Origin of the sequence: Streptomyces sp. NPDC014623, assembly GCF_043088245.1 — a bacterium.
In the GTDB taxonomy this organism is placed as follows: Bacteria; Actinomycetota; Actinomycetes; order Streptomycetales; family Streptomycetaceae; genus Streptomyces.
On sequence record NZ_JBIBZU010000032.1, the window covers coordinates 1 to 15,206 of the forward strand.

Sequence of the window (15,206 nt, forward strand, 5' to 3'; positions counted from 1 at the left end):
CGACCGTCATCGACCTCGCCTCACGCCGTCTGGCCGGCTGGGCGATCGCCGACCACATGCGCGCGGACCTCGTCACCGACGCCCTGGCCGCGGCGGTCCGCACCCGCGGCACCCTCGCCGGATCGATCATGCACACCGACCACGGAGCCCAGTACACAAGCAGATCCTTCACTCAAGCATGCAGGTCAGCAGGGATTCGGCGAAACATGAGCGCGGCCGGGTCCAGCGCGGACAACGCACTGGCCGAGTCCTTCAACACGACCTTCAAACGCGAGACCCTGCAAAGAACGAAAGAGCTGGCCAACCGAGCGCGAGGCCCGACTCGACGCCCTCCGATGGCTGAACCGCTACAACACCCGACGCCGACACTCCCGCCTCGGACAACAATCACCGATCGCCTTCGAGAACACCCCCCACCGCACACCAACTACGCTGACACAAGCCGCATAACCCATGTTCAGGATTCGGGGTCAAGGCCCAGCCGGAACCTACGCAGCAAACCCCAGCCAGTCGGTCCCCGCCCGCCATCCGCCCGAGCCGTCACCCGTTGGATCCTCACCCGTCCCGAAGCATTGACCGAGAGAGACCGGATCCAGCTCAAGGATGTACTGGCCAACTGCCCCGAACTGGACGCACTCGCCGGACACATCCGCTCCTTCGCCCACATGCTCACCCAGTTGCAGGGCCACCAGCTGCCAGCATGGATCGAAGCCGCGACCACCACCGACCTGCCGAGCCTGCAGCGTTTCGCCCGGCACCTGGAGCGCGACCTCGACGCCGTCACCGCCGGACTCTCGCAACCGTGGAATTCCGGAGTCGTCGAGGGTCATGTCAACCGGATCAAGATACTGAAGCGCCAGATGTTCGGCCGCGCCGGCTTCGAACTCCTCCGCGAGCGCGTCCTGCTCTACTCCTGAAAGAGCTGCTCAGGACACATCGTCGATCACCCCGAAGCCCTCCGGGAACGCTTCCAGGAACTCGCGGCGAGCTAGGTTGTTCTCGGCGGCTGCCATCTCCCCGACCAGCTCGATCAGCTCCTGCCGCTGATCACTCGGCAGCCTGCTGACCACGTGGCCCACACCCTCCATGACCTTGACCGCGTCGTCCTGATCCATCTGCTCGTCCTCGCTACCGTCGATGAACCACAGGACATCGACCAAAGCCTCGGCCAAGGCACGAGTCAGGGACGGGTACGAGGACTTCACGAGGGCCTCCCAGCGGATCAACGGCAGAGTCCGGCCATCCCACCACACACCACCGACATCACTGTCCGTGAGCCCTCACAAGAAGTGGACCAGAGCCCGTTTTCACCCATGCAGCCACGGCCTCTTTGGCGGAGGTCTTGCGGCAGCGGCCGGTGCGGCGAGCGTGGTGGTCAAGCCACTGCCCGTCACCTCCCTCACCTTGATGCCCGCGCCGTACCAGCCTCACAGCGAAGACGAGCTGTCCCACCAGGAGCGTGCGGACCTCGAAGCCTGCAAGGCCGGGGTCGACAACCTCCGCAACGCCTTCCGGATCGCAGGCAAGCCGTTCGAGACCATGAGCGTGGCCAAGCTGCACCGTGAGGAGAACCCCAACTACGCGGCCTGAGTCTGGGACAACTGGGAAGTCCCCGAATCCCAGCTCTACCGGCTCATCGACGAATGGCGCGTCGGTGAAGCTCCCGCCAACCTCCGGCATAAGCTGCCTAAGTCCCACGTCCGTGCGATGACCGAGTTGAGCCGGCAGACGAACGACAAGGTTGTGATCACGGTCTACGACACCATCGCCCGATGCCGCCCCCGCGTCACAGGGGAGCTCGTAGAGAAGATGGTGGGCGACCTCGGCTTCCTCCCGAAGGACGCAAAGCCCGCCGACGTCGGCCGTCGCGTCCGCGAGCTCCTGGACACTCCGGAGGAGAAGGCCGATGCCGAAGAAAAGGGCGACGGTGTACCGGACATCAGCTCGCTCGGCGGGCTCCCCAAAATGGGGAGTCGGGGCGGAAGCCCAGCGATAGCAACGACGACCCCTCGAGGGGAAGGACATTGAGCGACTGCAGAACGCCCTCGCGTCTCTGAAGGAGGCGGCGAAGAAGGTGAACAAGGCGGCGGCACGCCGTGCAGTCGAAGCGCAGCCCGATGTAGCTGTGCCACTCATCCAGGAGATCGGGGCGACCCGTCCTTCGAGGGGCGTCGTCGTTTGTGAGAACGGCTGTCCGTCGCGGTGCCCTGCTCGGTACGGCATGTGCTTCGCGGCGGCTCCGGATGTCCGTGTGCGTTCGGGTCAGCGGCGGATGAGGCCGAGGTCGGTGGCGGTGGCGACGGCGGCGGTGCGGGAGTCGACGTCGAGTTTGGTGTAGATGCGGGCGAGGTGGGACTTGACGGTGCCTTCGGTCAGGTGAAGGCGGTCGCCGATGGCGTGGTTGGACAGGCCGTCGGCGACCAGGGTGAGGACTTCGTTCTCGCGCCGGGTGAGGGTGGTTCCTGGTGTGCGGAGCCGGTTCATCAGCCGGTCGGCGACGGTGGGCGCCAGTGTGGTGCGCCCGGCGGCCGCGGTGCGAACGGCGGCGGCCAGGTTCTCGGGCGGGGCGTCTTTGAGGAGGTAGCCGGTGGCGCCGGCTTCGATGGCGGGCAGGGTGTCGGCGTCGGAGTCGTAGGTGGTGACGATCAGCACGCGGGGGGCTCCGGGGCGGGCGGTGATCTGGGCGGTGGCTTCGGCGCCGCTCATGCCCTTGCCGAACTGCAGGTCCATCAGCACGACGTCGATGCCGCCCTCGGCGGCGCGGGTGACGGCGTCCTCGGCGGTGGCGGCTTCGGCCGTGACGACGAGGCCGGGCTCGGTTTCCAGCACGGCGCGCAGTCCGGCCCGTACGACGGGGTGGTCGTCGGCCAGGAGCAGGCGGATGGGGGTGTCGGTCACGGGCGGGCCTCGGGTTCGCTCTCGGCTGGCGGGGTGAGGGGCAGCTGGGCGGCCAGGGCGGTGCCGTGGCCGGGGGTGGATTCGACGGTGAGGGTGCCGCCGAGAGCCTGGGCGCGGGCGCGCATGGTGGCCAGACCGAATCCGCCGGTCTCGGGGTCAGGGGCGGGCAGGCACTGGGGGTCGAAGCCGCGTCCGTCGTCGACGATGCCGAGAGCGACGTGGTCACCGAGGTAGCTGAGCGTGACGTCAGCGGTGGCGGCTTCGGCGTGGCGGACGGTGTTGGCAAGTGCGGACTGGGCGATGCGCAGCAGCGCGACCTCGTGCGGGGTGGCGAGCGGGGCGGGCTCCCCGGTGAGGTGGAAGCGTGCGATGAGGCGGTGACGGGCTGAGGTGGTGGTGCACAGGCGTTCCAGGGCGTCGGCCAGGGTGGTGCCTTCCAGGGTGGGAGGGGTGAGGGCGGCGACGAAGCGGCGGGCTTCGGCGAGGTTGTCGACGGCGGCCTGCCGTGCCTGGTCGACGTAGCGGGCGGCGTTCTGCGGGGTCTGGGGCAGGGTGCGTTCGGCGGCGCGCAGCAGCAGCTGGATGCTGGTCAGGCCCTGGGCGAGGGTGTCGTGGATCTCGCGGGCCAGGCGGTCGCGTTCGGCGAGCACGCCGGCGGTGTGCTGGGCGGCGGCCAGGTCGGCGCGGGTGGCGGTGAGTTCCTCGATCAGCCTGCGGCGGTGTTCGCTCTCCCGGTACAGGGCCTGATACCCCCACACCACCGCGACCGCGACGGCGGCGCCGAGGGCGGGGCCGATGGCCATGGCGGGGTGGAAGGAATGCTGGTGGGCGGCGAAGCCCGCGATGGCCGCGGCGGTGGTGGCGGCCACGGCTGCCAGTCCGGCGCGGCGGGGCAGCAGGTGCAGCTGGAGGAAGTACAGAGGGAAGGCCACCCACACGGCGTCGGGGGACAGTGCGAGCAGCACCAGCCAGCCAGCGCCCACGGCGGCCAGCCACAGTGCGGCGGCGCGTCGCGAGCGCCGTATGACCGGCAGTACGGGCCCGGCCGCGTACATCAGGCCGCACGCGGCCGACGCGGCGATGATCCAACCGGCGTGGGGCTGGCCGCCGGTCACGGCCCGGCCGGCGGCCAGCGTGAGCAGGCCGATCACCAGCAGGTGCAGGCACCAGGTCAGGGCCCGGGTGGTCGGAGTCAGGGCGGGAGCAGCGGTCTTCACAGTGCCTCCCAGGTTACGGAGGCTGCAGCTCCGGGGCTTCCATCGAAAGTTAGAACCCGCGTGCCGCCTTTCGGCCCGCCAGGTGCCATCCTGCGCCAGACGCGCGTACAGGGGGCCGGTGGCGACGGTGGAGTCATACCGATTCCGCCGCTGGAAAGGACAGTCCAAGGCCGTGTTCGTCGCCTGGAGGGACCTGAAATTCGCCAAGGGGCGCTTCGCCCTGATGGGAACCGTCATCGTGCTCATCACCTTGCTGGTCGGGCTGTTGTCCGGGCTGACGGCCGGACTGGGCCAGCAGAACATCTCCGCGATCACCGGCCTGCCTGCCGACAAGATCGCCTTCCAGGCGCCCGGCGGCGGGCAGGATCCGTCGTACTCCAACTCCACCGTCACCCAGCAGCAGTGGCAGCAGTGGTCCAAGGCACCCGGTGTCGAAAGCGCCGAACCTCTGGGGATCACCACCACCAAGGCCACCGCGGGGGACAAGAGCACCGGGGTCTCGGCCTTCGGCGTCGAGCCCGGCTCCCGCCTCTCCCCGGACAGCGACAAGATCACCGGCAGCACGGTGGTGCTGTCCACCACGGCGGCCGACGACCTCGGTGTGAAGCCCGGCGACTCCCTCACCCTGGCAGGCCAGCGGCTCAAGGCGGCCGCCGTCCAGGGCGACGCCCACTTCAGCCACACGCCGGTGATCTGGACCAGTCTGGACACCTGGCAGAAGACCGCGCCGCCCACCGGCACCGACCGTGGAACGACCGCGACCGTCATCGCCCTGAACACCACCTCGAAGGCCGACACGGCCGCCACCGACCAGCAGGCCGGCACCAGGACGGTCACCACCGACGACTCGCTGTCCGCGATCGGCTCCTACACCTCCGAAAACGGGTCCCTGCAGCTGATGCACGGCTTCCTGTTCGCCATCTCCGCCCTCGTCATCGGTGCCTTCTTCACCGTCTGGACCATCCAGCGCAGCGGCGACGTCGCCGTCCTCAAGGCGCTGGGCGCCTCCACCGCCAATCTGCTCAAGGACGCCCTCGGCCAGGCCGTCGTCCTGCTCGTCGGCGGCACCTTGATCGGCACCGGCATCGCCGCCGCCCTCGGCGCCCTGGTGTCCGGCTCCGCTGTGCCGTTCCTCCTGACTCCCGCCAGCGTCCTGGTCCCGGCCGTCGTGATCATCGTCCTCGGCGCGCTCGGCGCCGCCCTGTCCATCCGCCGTATCACCTCCGTCGACCCGCTGACCGCCCTCGGGAGCGTCCGATGAGTCTGAACCTGACCGACATCACCCTCACCTACCCCGACGGCGACACCCGCCTGACCGCTCTCGACCAGGTCAGCCTGGAGGTCCCCAAAGGCAGCCTGAGCGCCGTGGTGGGCCCCTCCGGGTCGGGCAAGTCCAGCCTCCTCACGGTCGCCGCCACCCTGATCACCCCCGACACCGGCACCGTCACCATCGACGGCCAGAGCACCGCCGGTCTCAGCCGCGGCGAACTGACGGAACTGCGCCGCCACAAGATCGGTATCGTCTTCCAGCAGCCCAACCTGCTGCCCTCCCTCACCGCCGCCGAACAACTGCAGGTCATGGCCCAGATCGACGGCCGCGAACCCCGCACCGCACGCGACCGTGCGATGGAACTCCTCGACGCCGTCGGCCTCGCCGACCAGGCCGGCCGCCGCCCCCACCAGCTCTCCGGCGGCCAGCGCCAGCGCGTCAACATCGCCCGTGCCCTGATGAACGACCCCACCGTCCTCCTGGTCGACGAACCCACCAGCGCCCTCGATCACGAACGCGGCGCCGCCGTCCTCGACCTCATCACGCGCCTCACCCACCAGCAGGCCACCGCCACCGTCCTCGTCACCCACGACCGCGCCCACCTCACCGCCGTCGACCAGATCGCCGAAGTTCACGACGGACGCCTGCGCCTCCCGGCCACGGCTCGCTGTAAGGAAGCAGTCGTCGGCTTCACAACGCCCGACCTCAACCTCCACGCGCCGGGGCTTGAAGGTCATGAAGGGGCAACGGTTCTGGGCAGTCCCTGAGACTGTCCCCCCTTTGGGGGGCAGTGGATCACCCTCCTGTTCCACCTCGGTGCTGGTGAGACAGGAGGGGTCTGAGACATGCGACCTGTTCATAACCCCGCCATCATCGTCATCACCCTCTAAGCACCCCGGCGGCCTGTACGCCCCCTACGGCCCTCCCAGTAGCTCGGTTGGCCGCGTTGCGCGACCGCCTAGATTCTCGGTCTCTGGCACCCGTCCTACGCGATGCTCACCCACACTGCGGCGGGGCTGGACCTTCCCGACGATGTCGACATGCCACCCGCGCACTACGCCGTCTACGTGGAAGCCCGCCGGGTCGACCCCTGCCAGGGCTACACCCTGCTCCGGCTCGGCCCGTACACCCAAGCCCGGCACGCCTCCTGGGACGCCGACCGGATCGACGCCGCGCTGAAGGGGCAGGAGACCGCAGTCCGCCCAGGCTTCAGGGTTTCTGCCCGGCCAACACCGTTCAACGTCAGCGACCACCAGCTGCACACCGCCCCGTACGAGACCGACGCCGTAGCGCTCCTGGCCGACGCCGTCCGCACGATGGGCAGCTGATAGAAGGCAAGGTGTCCGGGGCAAGCGTGGGTACGTGAGCGACGAACAGAACACCAGCACCCCAGACACCGCGCATCAGCGCCCCGAAGGCGTGAGCGACAAGACCGTAGAAGCGCTGGGCGCCCTGTCGAAGGCCCTGGAGACGACCGAGCGAGCCCGTGGCGCCTTGTATGAGTTCCACCAGCTGACCGGCACCGCTGATTTTCAGATCGAGGACGCCGTACGCCTGCTGCGCGAGGCCGGCCACAAGGAAGAAGCCGACATCGTCGAGGGAGACCTGCTCGGGCGCAATGTCATCCCCGGTCACTGGACCTTCCAGATCATCGAGGCCTACAACCAGACCTACTACCACCCCTTCACCGACATCGAGCGCCGCCTGGTCCAAGAGCTGGCACAGGGCCGCGATCACCTCTTCGAGGCCGAGCTGAAGGCGAAGCGCCGACCCACAGGAGGAACCCCGCAAGACACCCACGGCCACGCCGCCTCGTCGCGGTAACGCGGATTCGACCGAGGCACCAGCTAACGCACGAAGACGGCCCCCGTCACCCGGTCCAATCCGGGCGACGGGGGCCGTTTTTTTGTGTCTGGACCACCGCTACGGGAGAGCCTTTGTGGCTGCCTTCCTGGCCGCATCGAGAAGTCGGTGCAACCGATTGATCTCAGTCTCCATCGCCTCGGCCTGGCGCATGACCGCCGCCGGGTCCTGCTGGATTGCCCGCTCGACAGTTTTGAGCGCAAGAGTTTTGTACAGATCATCAAGATCCTACCGACCAAGGGCCCGTGGTGAGGCCGCCGCAGCGGTGACCGCCTGCTTCTGCGCAGGGAGCGCGGGCAGCGGCCCGAGCTCTTCATCCGCTGCCCGCAGCGATGCGGCAGACAGCTTCCCGGTGTCCTTCGCGGCCTGAAGCACCAGCTCGGCAGCCTCCGGGTCGGACTTATGAGTTGGTGCGTGATAGCGGGTGGAGCGTCGTGTCAAACCGGTGACATGATCCGATTGTGGCGATCATGGTCAATCGGGTAGTTCTGGCGCATCGGCTGTTCACGGGGATCTCGCGCCGATATCTCGCTTGTCTGGTCCAGGAGTTGGTGGTGCCGTGGCGGGCCGGTGTCGAGGGCCGCCGCCATGCCGCGCGAGGCGGGGCCAGGAAGCGGGCCAAAGGTGCCGGCGCCCACCACCGGCTGGTGTTCGTGGACCGGTTGGCGGCCACGCTGATCCATCCGCGCCATGATCTGCCGCACTCGGTGCTCGGGCTGTTGTTCGGCGTCGGCCGCTCCACCATCACCCGCGCGATCGGGGAGACACGTCGGCTTCTGGCCGGGCGGGGGTGCGCGGTTCCCGACACCCCTGGCTTGCGTCGTCGGACGCTGGGGGACGTGTTCGCCTGTGCCCGGGCCGAGGGCGTCGAGCTGTGGCTGGACGCCACCGAGATCCGGGTCTGCAGGCCGTCGGCCGGACGTGGTGGTCGCCGTGCGTTCGTGTCGGGCAGGAAGAAGCAGAACACCGTGAAGGCCACCGTGATTGCCGACCACCGTGGCCGCACGTTGTGGACCGGTGCCCCGCGGCCTGGACGCATGCACGGCGCCAAGGCGGCCCGCAACGAGGGCATCGCCCTCTGCCTCCAGCACCTCCCCGACGTCGAGGTCCTCCTGGACGACGGCTACCTGGGCCTGAGCCACGATCACCGCGGCCAAGCCATCACCCCGCCCAGGAAGCCGCGGCCGGGAGCGCTGCCCGGCAGAGTCGAACAGTGGAAACGCGACCGCCACGGCCACTCCGCACCACCGCCGAACACGCCCTCGCCGACCACAAACGCTGGAAACAACTGGCGCGCTGGACCCACCGCCACGACCACCTCCCCGACACCTACCGCGCCATCACCGGCCTCCTCTCCGACCGCACCACCGACATCTGACAACAACCCCGACCAGGCCAAACACGCCTCACCCGCTATCACGCACCAACTCGTTAGGGCGTGTCGGTAAACAACTTGCTGTCGAACACCCTGCTTGAGCAGCGGCGTCAAGGGCTACAACACGCAAGTTAATGCTCTGCACGTCCTTGGAAGCTGAACCAGAACCCGAGGAATAGCGTCAACGCATGGGGACGGCCTGGCCGACAAAACAGGGATTCATGTCGGCCAGGTGCACAGAGCATATAGGTTCTAAAGTTATGAAAATATTGATCTCTGTTGACATGGAGGGCGTCTCGGGGATCGTGCATCCCACCGAGACGAACCCGGATGGTTACGACTACGCGCGTGGCCGGGCGTTGATGACGGCCGAGGCGAACGCCGTGATCGCCGGTGTCCTGGACGGCGAACCCACGGCCGAGGTGTGGGTCGCCGACGCGCACGGTCCTTTCCGCAACCTGCTGCCTGAGGGACTCGACCGCCGGGCGCACTTGGTCCGTGGCAAGCCGCGGCCCCTGGGCATGCTCGGCGGACTCGACGAACAGACCGACGCGGTCCTGCTCGTCGGTTACCACGCCCGCGCCGGTGGCGGACCGGCCGTGCCGGCACACACGATGAACGACGGCATCCTGGACGTGCGCGTGGCCGGACGTTCCATGGGCGAGATCGGCCTCAACGCCGCCATGGCCGGACATCTGGACGTACCGGTCGTGCTGCTCAGCGGCGACGACAGCGCCTGCGCCGAACTGCAAGATCTGGTCCCCTCCGCCGTCACCGTCGCGGTCAAGCAAGCCCTCGGTCAGGGCGCTGCCATCGCCCTGCACCCCGAAGAAGCTCGGGAGCGACTGCGCCAGGCGGCCGCCGAAGCCATCACCCGGCGCGCCCAGGTTTCACCGTTTTCCCTTGCCGGACCGCTTGATGTCGAGGTCGACCTTTCCGCGCCGTTCATGGTCGACCTGGCAACCCTCGTACCAGGTGTCTCACGCGGTGAAGGTGGCCGGACAGTCACGTCGACCGCCGCCGACTTTGCCGACGCCTACCGGCTGGTCCTGCTACTCGCGCAGCTCGCCACCATCAAACCTGGCTAGGGTTCAACCGGCTTTGGACGGCTCTTCGGCTCGTGCTCGGGTGCTGGCAAGGCGGTAGGAATCTGTGCCGGTCTCGATGATCGTTCCGTTGAAGGTCAAGCGGTCGACGATGGCCGCGCAGAGGCGAGGATCCGTGAACGTCTTGGTCCAGCCGCCGAAGGACTCGTTGGAGGCGATGGCGACGTTGTTCTTCTCCTCGCGTTCGGTCAGCACCTGGAAGAGGAGCTCGGCTCCGTGCCGGTCGAGTTCCATGTAGCCGAGCTGGTCGATGCAGAGAAAACCGACGCGGCCGTAGCGGGCAATGGCCTTGTTGAGCTGCTTCTCGTCTGCGGCCTCGACCAGTTCGTTGACCAGTTTCGTGGCCAGCGTGTAGCGGACGCGGTAGCCCTTCATGGCGGCCTCGGTGCCCAGAGCGATGAGCATGTGGGACTTGTCGACGGCCCGCCACAGGTACTTCTGCTCGCCGTTGATCTTGATGAAGACCTCGTCGAGGTGCCACTTGTCACCGGGCCGGGGACGCCTGCGGTGCAGGGAGTCAGTGTAGGCCTGCCCGAACTTGGCACACCAGCGGCGGACGGTCTCATGGGAGACGACGACACCGCGCTCGAGCATCGGCTCCTCCACCTCGCGAAACGCCAGCGGAAAGCGGAAGTACAGCCACACGCAATGGGAGATCACCTCGACCGGATACCGGTGACCCTTGTAAGAGGGTGACGTACTGCCCACGGCCGACCCCTCCCAGCACGACCAACCAGAAGATCATCCCACCCAGTCAGCCAACGTGACAGTGCCCTTCGTGTACTTGCTTCCCACCTGGTGCTACTTCCTCTGGAACCTCAAGATCCCAGTCTCCAGGTGTCCACGATCAAGGGGAAGCTTCACTTGTCCGGTACCCCGCCACTCCCGACCCGGTGAACATATCCGGCCACAGCACTAGGGTGGGCACTTCGTGACACACGAGGGGCGGGTGGAACTGTGGCGAGACGGCCGGACGGTGCTGAGGTCGCGGCGGTGGTGCAACGGGTCTTCCGTGGCGGATTGCGGAGCGGGATGTCCGCGTTCCAGCCGGACCTGGCCGCCTGGACCGACGCGACCGCCTCCGATCTGCGCGCCCGCTTCGTCGACCGGCCCGACGAGTCGTCGGACACCTTCCTCGTCAAGCTGCGTCGGCAGCTCACCGGTGCCCCCGACGAAACGATCGTCCTGGCTGCCGAACTGCTCTTCGTGAACATGGCCCCACTGGTCCCCGAACAGATCGGTCTTCCAAAGAAGCTTGAAATCCTCCGCGAGGTACTGTCCTGGGCCGACCGCCGTATGGACGTGCACCTGGAGATGGAGCCCGCCCTGAAGGGCTTCCTCCACGGCGGGCAGGGGTTCCTCAACTACCGTTGGGCACAGTTCCAGATCCTGGTCCTCCTCGTGGAGCGACTGGCCAAGACAGATCACTCGGAGCGGGAGGAACTGCTCTCCGACCCCTGGCGATTCCGGGCCCTCTGTTTCAGCATCCAGGACGCGGTCGGCCACAAGAAGGGCCGCGCCCAGATCCATGTACTGCTCTTCACGCTCTTCCCGGACGACTTCCAGCCCATCGCCAGTGCCCACCACAAACACGAGATCCTCAAGGCGTTCGCGGACGAGCTCCCTGACCCCACCGGCAACGACGACAAGGACCTGCTGACGCTCAGCAGGACGCTCGAGGTCCAGATCGGCCGGCCCGTCGACTTCTACGACGAGCCCTGGGTCGGCCGCTGGCGCAAGGGCGCCGTGCAGCACGAGCAGCGCGGCTGGCTGGTCCGGGGCAACAACGTGGACGGGCACGACTTCATCCCGGCGTGGCTCAGCCAGGGCTACTGCTCGCTCTCCTGGAGGGAGGCGCCGAAGATCGCCGCCGGAGCCACCAAGCAGCATGTCCGGCAGGCAGTCGCCGAGGCCATGCCCGAGGCCACCGCCCAGTTGCGCGGGGCAGCCGCCTACCAACTTTACGTCTTCCTGACCGTCATGCAGCCGGGCGACCTGGTCGTCACAGTCACCCCGGACGAGGTGCACGTGGGTACCGTCCAGGGCCCGGCGACGTACGACCCCTCCGAGGGCCTCGACAACGCTCGTCGCCGCCCGGTGCGCTGGGCCACCGCCGATCGGCCCCTTGTGCGGGCGGAACTTCCCGAGAAGGTCCAGGCGCGGCTGCCGCTGCCGCCGGCGGTGTACGACATCAGCAGTGTGGCCGCCGAGCTCGCCGAACGTGCAGGTCTGGAGGACGCGGTCACCGACGTCATCGCGGAGGCCGACGTCACCACGCCCCTGGAGTTCCCGCCGGTCACCCAGGAACTGGCGAACGAGCTGCTCATGCCGCTGGAATGGCTGCAGGAGACCGCCGAACAGCTCCAGGACCAGCGCCAACTGGTGCTGCACGGGCCGCCCGGCACCGGAAAGACCCACGTGGCCCGTGCGCTCGCCAAACATCTGGCGGGTCCGGACCGGGTACAGCTGGTCCAGTTCCACCCCTCCTACACGTACGAAGACTTCTTCGAGGGCTTCCGCCCGGGGAAGGGCGACAGCGGCTTGGTCGTGTTCGAGGTGCAGCCGGGCCCTTTCAGACTCCTGGCCGAGCGTGCGCGGAAGGACCCGGCGAACCCGTACTTCCTGATCATCGACGAGATTAACCGAGCCAACCTGGCCAAGGTCTTCGGCGAGCTGTACTTCCTGCTGGAGTACCGCGAGGAACCCATCACCGTGCAGTACAGCCCGCACGATCCGTTCCATCTCCCCGGTAACCTCTTCCTCATCGGCACGATGAACACCGCCGACCGCTCGATCGCGCTGGTCGACGCGGCGATGCGCCGCCGCTTCGCCTTCCGCCGGCTCTCTCCCGAGAAGCCACCGGTGCAGGGTCTGCTGACCCGTTGGCTGCACGCCCGCGGCCTTCCGGACACCGCCGCCCGACTCCTGGACGAGCTCAATTCCCGCCTCGGTGACGCCGACCGTACTATCGGCCCGTCGTACCTGATGAAGCCCGCAGTGGCTCGGCCCGGAGGCCTGGACCTCATCTGGCGTACCCAGATCCTGCCGCTCCTGGAGGATCAGCTCCACGGCACGGGCGTCGACGTCGAAGCGGAGTACGGCCTTGCATCGCTGCACGCGGCCGTCGGGCCGACGGACTCGTCGGCAGGGGTCCCGTCCCAGGCCCTGGCCCCGCCGGACCGGTCGGCCGTCTCCCCCTCCCAGGCCGTCCGGCCGTGAACCCGGAGCTCACCCTCACCGTCCGGGAGACCGGCCCCGGCTCCCCGCACGAGCTGACCGACGACCAAGTGGCGGCCCTGGTCGCCGTGCCGGATCTTGTACGGCTGACCCCGGTGCCGGGTGGGCGCTGGAGCGTGCGCGGCAATCAGAAGGTGGGTTTAATCCGCCTGCGCACACGTTCCGGTGGGACGATCCATCTCTGTCTGCAGCCCAAACTCGACATCAGGGATCTGCTCTTCCTCCTCCCCTATTCCTCCCCCGACCCCTGGCACCCTGAGCCGGTCACGGCGGCCACGACGGACGACCTCGTTCCCGCCCTGGCCGACCTGCTGGCCCGCACCACCCGCCGCACGCTGGAGGGTGGTGTTCTGCACGGCTACCGCGAGGTGACTGAGGATCTCCCCCTCATCAGAGGCCGCATCCGCACCACGGCCCAGCTCCGCCGTACCGGCATGCCGCTGCCGATATCGGTCCAGTACGACGATCACACCCCCGACATTCCCGAGAACCGCACCCTGCTGGCCGCGCTGCACATGGCCGCCCACCTGCCGGGCGTCCCCCATCCGACGCGCCTGGCCCTCCGCCACCTCGCGGACCGCCTCCCCGGCGTCCACCGCCCTCACCCCGGCGAGCCGCTGCCCCCCTGGACCCGCACGCGCCTCAACGCCCGCTACGTCCCCGTCCTCAGGCTGGCGGAACTGCTTCTGTCCGGCCGTTCTATACGGCCGGAGAGCGGCGCCCCGATCCCGGCGGACGGCTTCCTGCTCGACCTGCCGAAGGTCTTCGAACGCTTCGTGACAGTGACCGTCGGCGAGGCCCTGGCCCGCCACGGCATCCGTTGCGCTCCCCAGGACGTGCACCGCCTGGACGAGGCGCGAAGGGCCGCGTTCCGCCCTGATCTCGTCCTGTACCGCGGGGGCGGCCCGATCTCGGTGATGGACGCGAAGTACACGTTCCTCAAGGTCACGGCCCCGCCGGTGGAACACCTCTACCAACTCCTGGCCTACTGCACCGCCCTGGGCATCAACCACGGTCACCTCGTCTACGCGGCGACCAGCCCTGGCACGTCGTCCATCGACCACGTGATCCGCAATTCCCCCGTCACAATCACCGCCCACGCCCTGAACCTGAACGAGCCCCCCGCCGGAATCCTGGCGCAGATAGCAACCCTGGCCGCCAGAACAGCGACGGCCGCCCTCGTATGAACGTGCCTGAATAGGTACCACTTCGGGTCCGCTTCCTCAGTGACGGACGGCGATCGCTGCGCTTGGCCCCCAGTTGCGTGGGCTTGATCTGCTTTGGGCGGGAAGCCGTCCCCGCGGTCCTGGCCGCCCAATGCCGCGAACGAGCGCGTATCCGCAGCGAGAAAGGCCTCCGCTGGGGAGGCCGCCCGCTCGCCCATGCAGCCTGACTTGTCGAGGACATCCAGGAGCCCTGATGGCAGTAGAGATCGTCTACGAGACGCACGCCACCACCACGGACAACGAAGCTGGCATCGTCACCGGCTGGCTCCCGGGCCGACTCTCGGACCTGGGCTGCCACCAGGCCCGGGAATTGGGCGAACGCCGACCCGGCGACGGCTTCGCGGCCGTGTTCGCCTCCGACCTGCACCGCGCTGTCCAGAGAGCCCGGACCGCGTTCCCCGACTGCCGTCCCCCGATCCACCAGGACATGTGACTGCGTGAGTGCAACTACGGAGACCCCAACGGACACCCGGTCTACCTCATCGCCGCCCAACGAGCCCAGCACATCGGCGAACCATTTCCTGGAGGCCAGAGCTACCGCCAGGTCGTCACGGCCACTCGTGCCTTCCTCCACGACCTCGCCACCGGATGGGACAGCAGCAGAATCCTGGTGATCGCCCACTCGGCCAACCGATGGGCACTCGACCATCTGCTCACCGGAACACCGCTGGACGAACTGCTCCAAGCACCGCCCGCCTGGCGCCCGGGCTGGCACTACACGCTATCCGCCGACTGGCCCGCCTCAGTCCGGTGAACCTGTGCGGTCAGAGCACTGGGTGCAGCGGGCCTCGGCCAACGGGGAGGCCACGTGGAGGGTTTTTCTTCCCTCCCGGGCCTGCCGCCGACCGCACGCGCGACCGTTCCTTCGGCGCTCCGCGGGCCGGTTCGCCGGTGGTGCAGGCGGAACCCTGCCCCAGGGCCGATGGTAACGGAACAGCCAGAGGATGGCCTGCAGGCAGCGTTAGCGTTCACCGGGTCCTGTCCGGCCCGTGAGCGCGGGCCGGAGGGGAGGGT

General features: G+C 68.2%; 14 protein-coding genes and 3 pseudogenes. 13 read left to right on the top strand and 4 right to left on the bottom strand.

Annotation, left to right across the window (positions count from 1 at the left end; translation table 11 throughout):
• Both ACF1FZ_RS32710 and ACF1FZ_RS32715 read left to right on the top strand, forming a co-directional pair.
• Positions 1-450 (top strand): annotated as a pseudogene (locus ACF1FZ_RS32710) (transposase); the annotation flags it as partial.
• Positions 336-917, top strand: coding sequence for a transposase (locus tag ACF1FZ_RS32715; RefSeq protein WP_391777018.1), 582 nt, complete (start codon positions 336-338; stop codon positions 915-917). The pseudogene ACF1FZ_RS32710 and the gene ACF1FZ_RS32715, both read left to right, overlap by 115 nt.
• 9 nt (positions 918-926) lie before the next feature.
• On the opposite strand, the gene ACF1FZ_RS32720 is transcribed toward ACF1FZ_RS32715, so the two are convergent.
• The gene (locus ACF1FZ_RS32720; protein ID WP_391777019.1) at positions 927-1,172 is read right to left on the bottom strand and encodes a hypothetical protein; all 246 of its coding nucleotides are present in this window, start codon (positions 1,170-1,172) and stop codon (positions 927-929) included.
• Between the two features lie 196 nt (positions 1,173-1,368).
• Between ACF1FZ_RS32720 and ACF1FZ_RS32725 the strand changes: the two genes are divergently transcribed.
• Positions 1,369-1,590, top strand: a complete 222-nt coding sequence (locus tag ACF1FZ_RS32725) for a hypothetical protein (protein ID WP_391777020.1) — start codon at positions 1,369-1,371, stop codon at positions 1,588-1,590.
• A gap of 117 nt (positions 1,591-1,707) precedes the next feature.
• Positions 1,708-2,028, top strand: coding sequence for a hypothetical protein (locus tag ACF1FZ_RS32730; RefSeq protein WP_391777021.1), 321 nt, complete (start codon positions 1,708-1,710; stop codon positions 2,026-2,028).
• Positions 2,029-2,262: 234 nt separating this feature from the next.
• Here the strand turns inward: ACF1FZ_RS32730 and ACF1FZ_RS32735 are convergent, their stop codons facing one another.
• Both ACF1FZ_RS32735 and ACF1FZ_RS32740 read right to left on the bottom strand, forming a co-directional pair.
• On the bottom strand, positions 2,263-2,898 hold the full coding sequence (locus ACF1FZ_RS32735) for a response regulator (protein ID WP_391777022.1): 636 nt from the start codon (positions 2,896-2,898) through the stop codon (positions 2,263-2,265).
• Positions 2,895-4,115 (bottom strand): sensor histidine kinase, encoded by a 1,221-nt coding sequence (locus ACF1FZ_RS32740; protein WP_391777023.1) that lies wholly within the window; start codon positions 4,113-4,115, stop codon positions 2,895-2,897. The genes ACF1FZ_RS32735 and ACF1FZ_RS32740 overlap by 4 nt, the downstream gene beginning before the upstream one ends.
• Before the next feature lie 172 nt (positions 4,116-4,287).
• Between ACF1FZ_RS32740 and ACF1FZ_RS32745 the strand changes: the two genes are divergently transcribed.
• The 6 genes and pseudogenes from ACF1FZ_RS32745 (at position 4,288) to ACF1FZ_RS32770 (ending at position 9,711) form a co-directional block, all read left to right on the top strand.
• Complete coding sequence (locus tag ACF1FZ_RS32745; protein WP_391777024.1) at positions 4,288-5,376, top strand: ABC transporter permease; 1,089 nt, start codon at positions 4,288-4,290, stop codon at positions 5,374-5,376.
• Positions 5,373-6,152 carry an ABC transporter ATP-binding protein gene (locus tag ACF1FZ_RS32750; protein WP_391777025.1) on the top strand — a complete coding sequence of 260 codons (780 nt, stop codon included), beginning with the start codon at positions 5,373-5,375 and terminating at the stop codon, positions 6,150-6,152. Before ACF1FZ_RS32745 ends, ACF1FZ_RS32750 begins: the two co-directional genes overlap by 4 nt.
• A gap of 225 nt (positions 6,153-6,377) precedes the next feature.
• Positions 6,378-6,713 (top strand): hypothetical protein, encoded by a 336-nt coding sequence (locus ACF1FZ_RS32755; RefSeq protein ID WP_391777026.1) that lies wholly within the window; start codon positions 6,378-6,380, stop codon positions 6,711-6,713.
• A 34-nt stretch (positions 6,714-6,747) separates the two neighbouring features.
• Positions 6,748-7,209 (top strand): hypothetical protein, encoded by a 462-nt coding sequence (locus ACF1FZ_RS32760; protein ID WP_391777027.1) that lies wholly within the window; start codon positions 6,748-6,750, stop codon positions 7,207-7,209.
• Positions 7,210-7,718: 509 nt separating this feature from the next.
• Positions 7,719-8,626 (top strand): annotated as a pseudogene (locus tag ACF1FZ_RS32765) (transposase family protein).
• A 257-nt stretch (positions 8,627-8,883) separates the two neighbouring features.
• The gene (locus ACF1FZ_RS32770) at positions 8,884-9,711 is read left to right on the top strand and encodes a M55 family metallopeptidase (protein ID WP_391777060.1); all 828 of its coding nucleotides are present in this window, start codon (positions 8,884-8,886) and stop codon (positions 9,709-9,711) included.
• Between the two features lie 3 nt (positions 9,712-9,714).
• Here ACF1FZ_RS32770 and ACF1FZ_RS32775 read toward each other — a convergent pair whose 3' ends face one another.
• Positions 9,715-10,437, bottom strand: a complete 723-nt coding sequence (locus tag ACF1FZ_RS32775) for an ATP-binding protein (RefSeq protein WP_391777028.1) — start codon at positions 10,435-10,437, stop codon at positions 9,715-9,717.
• Positions 10,438-10,761: 324 nt separating this feature from the next.
• Here ACF1FZ_RS32775 and ACF1FZ_RS32780 point away from each other — a divergent pair, with 324 nt between their 5' ends.
• From ACF1FZ_RS32780 to ACF1FZ_RS32790, 3 genes and pseudogenes are all read left to right on the top strand, one after another.
• A complete protein-coding gene (locus ACF1FZ_RS32780; RefSeq protein ID WP_391777029.1) occupies positions 10,762-12,948 on the top strand; it encodes an AAA family ATPase in 2,187 nt (728 codons plus the stop codon).
• On the top strand, positions 12,945-14,153 hold the full coding sequence (locus tag ACF1FZ_RS32785) for an McrC family protein (RefSeq protein ID WP_391777030.1): 1,209 nt from the start codon (positions 12,945-12,947) through the stop codon (positions 14,151-14,153). The genes ACF1FZ_RS32780 and ACF1FZ_RS32785 overlap by 4 nt, the downstream gene beginning before the upstream one ends.
• Positions 14,154-14,385: 232 nt before the next feature.
• A pseudogene (locus ACF1FZ_RS32790) lies at positions 14,386-14,946 on the top strand (histidine phosphatase family protein).
• Positions 14,947-15,206 lie beyond the last annotated feature (260 nt).